The sequence below is a fragment of the Acinetobacter sp. ABJ-A23_2 genome, from assembly GCF_044538765.1.
Classification (GTDB): domain Bacteria; phylum Pseudomonadota; class Gammaproteobacteria; order Pseudomonadales; family Moraxellaceae; genus Acinetobacter; species Acinetobacter nosocomialis_A.
Map to the genome: position 1 here is coordinate 40,747 of NZ_JBIUCP010000032.1, position 6,902 is coordinate 47,648.

Annotated in this window: 5 protein-coding genes and 1 tRNA gene; 4 read left to right on the forward strand and 2 right to left on the reverse strand. The window is 38.7% G+C overall.

Annotated features, from left to right (window positions below; translation table 11 throughout):
* Nucleotides 1-40: 40 nt before the first annotated feature.
* The 4 genes from cntA (at nt 41) to ACH63V_RS12115 (ending at nt 3,909) form a co-directional block, all read left to right on the forward strand.
* Entirely contained in the window at nt 41-1,156 is a 1,116-nt protein-coding gene (gene cntA, locus ACH63V_RS12100; RefSeq protein WP_396463616.1) for a carnitine monooxygenase subunit alpha, read from the forward strand.
* A gap of 63 nt (nt 1,157-1,219) precedes the next feature.
* Nucleotides 1,220-2,671: an NAD-dependent succinate-semialdehyde dehydrogenase gene (locus ACH63V_RS12105; protein ID WP_396463617.1), complete on the forward strand. Its 1,452-nt coding sequence runs from the start codon at nt 1,220-1,222 to the stop codon at nt 2,669-2,671.
* Between the two features lie 47 nt (nt 2,672-2,718).
* Nucleotides 2,719-3,675, forward strand: a complete 957-nt coding sequence (cntB, locus tag ACH63V_RS12110; protein WP_396463618.1) for a carnitine monooxygenase, reductase subunit CntB — start codon at nt 2,719-2,721, stop codon at nt 3,673-3,675.
* Nucleotides 3,676-3,832: 157 nt separating this feature from the next.
* Nucleotides 3,833-3,909 (forward strand) — tRNA-Met (locus tag ACH63V_RS12115).
* A 43-nt stretch (nt 3,910-3,952) separates the two neighbouring features.
* Here ACH63V_RS12115 and ACH63V_RS12120 read toward each other — a convergent pair.
* Entirely contained in the window at nt 3,953-4,981 is a 1,029-nt protein-coding gene (locus tag ACH63V_RS12120) for a hypothetical protein (RefSeq protein WP_396463619.1), read from the reverse strand.
* Nucleotides 4,974-6,599: an NAD+ synthase gene (locus tag ACH63V_RS12125; RefSeq protein WP_311070451.1), complete on the reverse strand. Its 1,626-nt coding sequence runs from the start codon at nt 6,597-6,599 to the stop codon at nt 4,974-4,976. Before ACH63V_RS12125 ends, ACH63V_RS12120 begins: the two co-directional genes overlap by 8 nt.
* Nucleotides 6,600-6,902 lie beyond the last annotated feature (303 nt).

Consider the following 6,902-nt stretch of genomic DNA (forward strand, 5'->3'; position numbering starts at 1 on the left):
TCGAGTCATTTGGACGAAAAGAATTTAATGGAGTAATAACATGAGTGCAGTTGAAAAATTACCTGAAGATTTTTGCGCAAACCCAGATGTTGCATGGACTTTCCCTAAAGTTTTCTATACTTCATCACAAGTTTTTGAGCACGAGAAAGAATCAATCTTTGCTAAAAGCTGGATTTGTGTTGCACATGGCAGTGAATTAGCACAACCGAATGACTATATTACCCGTAAAGTAATTGGTGAAAATATTGTCATAATTCGTGGTAAAGATAGCGTTTTACGTGCGTTTTATAATGTGTGTCCGCATCGTGGTCACGAGCTTTTAAGTGGCAGTGGTAAAGCAAAAAATGTAATTACCTGCCCATACCATGCTTGGACTTTTAAGCTAGACGGTAGCTTGGCTTTGGCACGTAACTGTGACCACGTTGAATCTTTCGATAAAGAAAACTCAAGCATGGTGCCTTTAAAAGTTGAGGAATATGCTGGTTTTATTTTCATTAATATGGATGAAAATGCAACTTGTGTCGAAGACCAACTTCCGGGCTTTGCAGAGCGTTTAAATCAAGCATGTAGCGTAATTAAAGATTTAAAATTGGCAGCACGTTTTGTGACAGAAACGCCAGCAAACTGGAAAGTGATTGTTGATAATTACATGGAATGTTACCACTGTGGTCCGGCACATCCTGGCTTTGCTGACTCAGTACAGGTTGATAAATATTGGCACACAACGCATCAAAACTGGACATTACAGTACGGTTTTGCGCGTTCATCAGAAAAGTCGTTCAAACTTGATCCATCGATAACAGATCCTGAGTTTCATGGTTTCTGGACTTGGCCTTGTACCATGTTCAACGTACCACCGGGCAGCAATTTTATGACTGTCATCTATGAGTTCCCTGTAGATGCAGAAACGACTTTGCAGCATTACGATATTTATTTCACGAACGAAGAACTCACTCAAGATCAGAAAGACTTAATTGAGTGGTATCGCAATGTATTCCGTCCTGAAGATTTGAACTTGGTAGAAAGTGTACAACGTGGTTTGAAATCACGTGGTTATCGTGGTCAAGGTCGTATTATGACTGACAAGCAACGTTCAGGAATTAGTGAGCATGGTATTGCTTACTTCCAACATCTTGTAGCGCAGCATCACAAATAAAACAAATGGATTTATTCAGGTGTAAAGATGACTTATACCTGATTCTTCAGTTAGGAAGATGATATGTCGAGTTTACAAAGTACTGAATTATTTCAGCAACAAGCCTACATTAATGGGCGGTGGCTAGCTGCACAGTCAAATGCAACGGTTCCAGTGACTAACCCTGCAACAGGCGAAGAAATTGGCACAATTCCGAATATGGGAGCGGCTGAGGCGACTCAAGCAGTTGAAGCTGCTTATACTGCTTTACAAAGTTGGAAAGCTTTAACGGCTCAAAACCGTGCAGATATTTTATTGGTTTGGCATAAACTGGTTCTCGATCATACTGATGAACTTGCTCTCATTATGACTATTGAGCAAGGCAAGCCTTTAGCAGAAGCGAAAGGTGAGGTGCGTTATGCTGCCTCATTTATTCAATGGTTTGCCGAAGAAGGCAAGCGTATTTATGGTGATGTGATTCCAACCGTAAATAACCAGCAGCGTTTTATTATTAGTAAAGAACCTGTAGGTGTAGTGGCTGCGATTACACCTTGGAATTTCCCAATTGCCATGATTACCCGTAAAGCAGCACCGGCTTTAGCAGCTGGATGTACGGTCGTGATTAAGCCAGCGAATGAAACGCCTTATTGTGCTTTAGCGATTGCGAAACTTGCAGAAAAAGCAGGTGTTCCAGCTGGTGTGATTAACGTCGTTACTGGTAAATCTCAGGAAATTGGTTCGGTATTTACTTCACATGAAAAAGTGAAAAAACTGACCTTCACTGGCTCAACTCCAGTGGGACGCCTACTGATGCAGCAGTGCTCAAGTACCATTAAAAAATTGGCGCTTGAGTTAGGCGGAAATGCTCCTCTGATTGTGTTTGATGACGCCGATTTAGATAAAGCTGTACAAGGTGCGATTTTTGCCAAGTTCCGTAATGCAGGCCAGACCTGTGTTTGTGCTAACCGTATTTATGTGCATGACAATATTTATCAAGCTTTTGCCGAGAAGTTTGTTCAAGAAGTACAAAAATTTAAAGTCGGTAATGGACTTGAAGATGGCGTGCAAATTGGCCCATTAATTAATGAAAAAGCAGTGTTAAAAGCACAGCAGTTGATTGATGATGCAGTGAGCAAAGGCGCTAAGGTTGCTTGCGGCGGTAAGCAACATGCTTTAGGACAAACCTTTTATGAGCCATCGGTTTTAACTAATGTTGACCGTACGATGGAAATTGTCCAAGAAGAAATTTTTGGTCCAGTTGCGCCGCTCATTCGCTTTACAGATGAAGCAGATGTTGTTGCTCAAGCCAATGACACCATTTTTGGTTTAGCTGCTTATGTTTACAGCGAAAATATTTCACGTTTATGGCGAGTGTCAGAACAACTTGAATATGGAATGGTCGGTATGAATGCAACAGCAATTTCAAATGAAGTTGTACCATTCGGCGGTGTGAAGCAATCAGGTGTTGGGCGTGAAGGTTCAAAATATGGTCTTGAAGAATTCATGACTATTAAATACATGTGTTTAGGGCTTTAAGGATAAGCCCTAACAACAAGAATATGCGGTAAAAGAAGGATTCTAATATGGCTAGTCATTATGAAATGTTCCCAGCAGTTGTTACTCGTGTGGAACAGCTAACCCCTTTAATCAAACGGTTTACGTTCAAACGTCAAGATGGGCAGAACTTTCCTCGATTTAGTGGGGGAAGCCATATTATTGTCAAAATGAATGAGCAACTTTCCAATGCCTATTCATTGATGAGCTGTACGCAAGACCTATCGACTTACCAAGTCTGTGTTCGTAAAGATGTGGAAGGTAAGGGCGGTTCGGTTTTCATGCATGATCAATGTAATGAAGGCTGTGAAATTCAGATTTCAGAACCAAAAAATTTATTTCCATTAGCGGAAACAGGCAATAAACATATTTTAATTGCAGGTGGTATTGGTATTACACCATTCTTACCGCAAATGGATGAGCTGGCGGCACGTGGAGCAGACTTTGAGCTACATTATGCTTATCGTTCACCTGAACATGCGGCTTTGTTAGATGAGTTAAAGCAGAAACATGCTGAGCATGTGTTTAGTTATGTTGATTCAGAAGGTTGCGCATTAAATTTAGATCAACTCATTTCATCGCAGCCAAAAGGCACGCATGTCTATGTATGTGGTCCTAAACCTATGATTGATGCTGTGATTGATTGTTGTAATAAGCACCGTTACCGAGATGAATATATTCATTGGGAACAATTTGCCTCAACAGTTCCAGAAGATGGTGAAGCATTTACGGTGGTACTTGCTAAATCTAATCAGGAAATTGAAGTACAAAGTAACCAGACTATTTTACAAGCTATTGAGACATTAAATATTGACGTGGAATGTCTATGCCGAGAAGGGGTTTGTGGTACATGTGAAACTGCTATTTTAGAAGGTGAAGCAGAACACTTCGATCAATACTTAAGTGATGCCGAAAAAGCTTCACAAAAGAGCATGATGATTTGTGTATCGCGAGCCAAAGGTAAAAAACTAGTATTAGATCTTTAATATATTTCTGTGGCCGATCAATTGCTTAAAGTAAGGATTTGCTAAAAAATAAACAAATAATGGTAATCTGAATCATATTTGTTCATTTGGTGGGCATAAAGAGTTTTGAAGTATTGACCTGCTATACAGAACTATAGATAATGCGCACACAGTTTACGGCTATGTAGCTCAGTTGGTTAGAGCACCGCACTCATAATGCGGGGGTCACAAGTTCAAGTCTCGTCATAGCCACCATTTTAAAAACCACGCTCCTGCGTGGTTTCTTTTTATCTATTTTTTACTCATTAAAATGTTTTTCAATCATATCGAGTGTTTTTGAGCTTTGATAAAAAGGTGCTAAGAGCGCTTGAAGTAATGGTTCTAAAATACCGTGCTCATTAAAGGCATCCATAACCTTCGGATAAAAACGTAAAGCTTCAGTTTGTAAATCGGTTTCGGTTAAACCAATCTCACTTAACACTTCAAATAGACTTTGGTCTTTATAAAAGTCATAAAAGACTTCGACGCCATACAAAATAAGATCTTGCATAAATTGCGACTGGCGTAGCTCTTTCCAGTACTCATAAATTAAAACAAAGAACTCCTCAACATCGAGAGGAGTGAGCTGTTTCATAAACTCATACATTTTTTTATGTCTAATGTCTTCCCAGACATGACGTACTAGGCTTTCTAAATCTTCAGCCGATAAAAGGCTTAATTCTGTAAGTTGTTCATGAATAAAACTGGCAATCCACGTTTCAAGTTTATGTTCGAGACGTTGCTGTTGTAAAAAAGAGAATTTTTTGAGTTTATGTTGCCATTCAAAATGGTAGTCATTTACTGTAGCGGCAGTTAAAAATTTTGGTAATTTTTGTTCTAAGGTTGAAGTGGCAATATATTGGCAAAGCTGCTGTACAGAGGGGCTGGTTCTTAAAAAATCATTCAGATAGTGAGGAATATGTTCCATTTCCAAAAACTTGGAAAGCCACATTTCAAACTGGTGATCTGATACCAAGTCTTGTAGCTGAATTGGAGATTTCATCGCAGATAAATAAATACGCTGTGCAATTTCCCCAATAAACTCAAGTAAGCCAGCACCAAGCTGCATTTCAAAAGCATAACGTTTCACAACAGCTTGTAATTGTTCTAAATCTACAACTTCATGAAGTTTAATTTCGTCAGCATGTTGCATAAACAACTGAATGAACTGCTGGAAATAAATAGGTGAGTTTTCTATAGATAATTGTTTTTTGAAAAATTCCACCTGCTCAAGCAAAAGTGCTTGAGCAAGTGCTGTAGTTTTTGATGAGTTTTTCTGCTCAGTCATTCGCTGTCCAACCGTTGACAATCGGATAACGTCGTTCGCGACTAAATGCACGAGAGGTAATTCTCGGGCCAATCGCACCTTGACGACGTTTGTATTCATTACGATCAACTAAACGGATGACTTTTTCAACAACTTCTTTATCAAAACCTTTGGCAATAATGTCGGCCTGACCTAAATCTTCTTCAATGTATGCGTAAAGGATGGCATCCAATACATCATAAGCTGGTAAAGAATCTTGGTCTTTTTGATCTGGACGAAGTTCTGCTGAAGGTGGTCGCGTAATCACACGCTCAGGAATAACCGGAGTTTCACTTAAGCTATTACGGTATTTTGCTAATTCAAACACGATAGTTTTATAAACATCTTTTAGAACCGCAAAGCCACCAACCATATCGCCATAAAGCGTACAGTAGCCAACTGAAAGTTCAGACTTGTTACCAGTAGCGAGTACTAAATTACCAAACTTGTTAGATAAGCCCATAAGCAATGTGCCACGAGCACGTGCTTGTAAATTTTCTTCAGTTGCATCGGCTGGTGAATTACCAAAGAACGGATAGAGCGTTTGCATGAAGCTATTTACGATTGAGTGAATTTCAGCAATACCGAAAGTCACGCCCATACGACGAGCTTGTTCAGCTGCATCTTCTACACTAATTTGAGAAGTGTAAGTATATGGCATCATTACAGCTTGTACTTTTTCTGCACCAATTGCATCAACCGCAATTGCAAGTGTGAGGGCAGAGTCAATACCACCAGAAAGACCTAAGATCACACCAGGGAAACCTGAACGCTCTACATAGTCACGCGTTGCCATAACTAAGCCTTGATAGATCTCTGCAAAAGTTTCTAATGCAGGCGCAGACTCGGTAACTTTATAGAGTTTTGTGTCACGGTCAAATTCAGCAATGTAGAGATCTTCTTTAAAGCTTGGAGCTTGTAAAGCAATTTCACCATTTTGGTTGCTGACGAAGCTTGTACCATCAAAAATTAAATCATCTTGTCCACCAACTTGGTTGACATAAACAATGTTTAAATGAAGCTGTTTTGCAAGTTCACTTAATGTTTGTATACGATGCTGTGGTTTGCCCACTTCATATGGCGACGAATTAAGCACAAGTACAGTATCAACATTTAATTGGCTTAATTGTTTAACTGTATTGATTGACCAGATATCTTCACAAATAAGTACACCAAACTTATGGCCTAAGTATTCAAACACCAAGTGCTGATGGCCTTTTTGGAAATAACGTTTTTCATCAAAAACGCCATAGTTTGGCAAGTTGTGCTTATTGAAGACACCTAAAACCTGACCGTCTTTCATGACAGCAGCTGAATTATAACGTTGGCCGTCTTCTGTTTGGTTTACGAAGCCGAAAACCATCACAATATCTTTAACTTCACTAAGTTGAGCAAAAGCTTTTTGCATACGTTTATTTAAATTTGGACGTAACAATAAGTCTTCAGCTGGATAACCAATCACAGAAAGCTCAGGAAAAATAATCAGGTCAGCGTCTTGTTTTTTCGCCTGATTTGCTTGCTCAATCATCTTTTGGGTGTTTGAGTCAATATTGCCAATATGCGGAGAAAACTGAGCAAGGGCAACTTTAAAACTTTTCATTCAAACCTAATCCTAGATCATAACGAATATAAATACACATAGTGTTGATTTTTATGAATATAATTTTTCAACGATGTGTATGGCACGATAATAAACAAGTAAAATAGTAAACAAAAATGTCAAGATCAATAATATATACCAATCACATATTTTCTGCGTAAAAATAACGAGATTTTCTGTATACAATAGAAACAAGCTTCATTATTTTTATTGTTTGTATACTGCCTTAACACTCCAAAATTTGGAATAAGTTTTTATACTTATTTTCAATAATTTGACATTAATAAAATTAGATCTCAACTT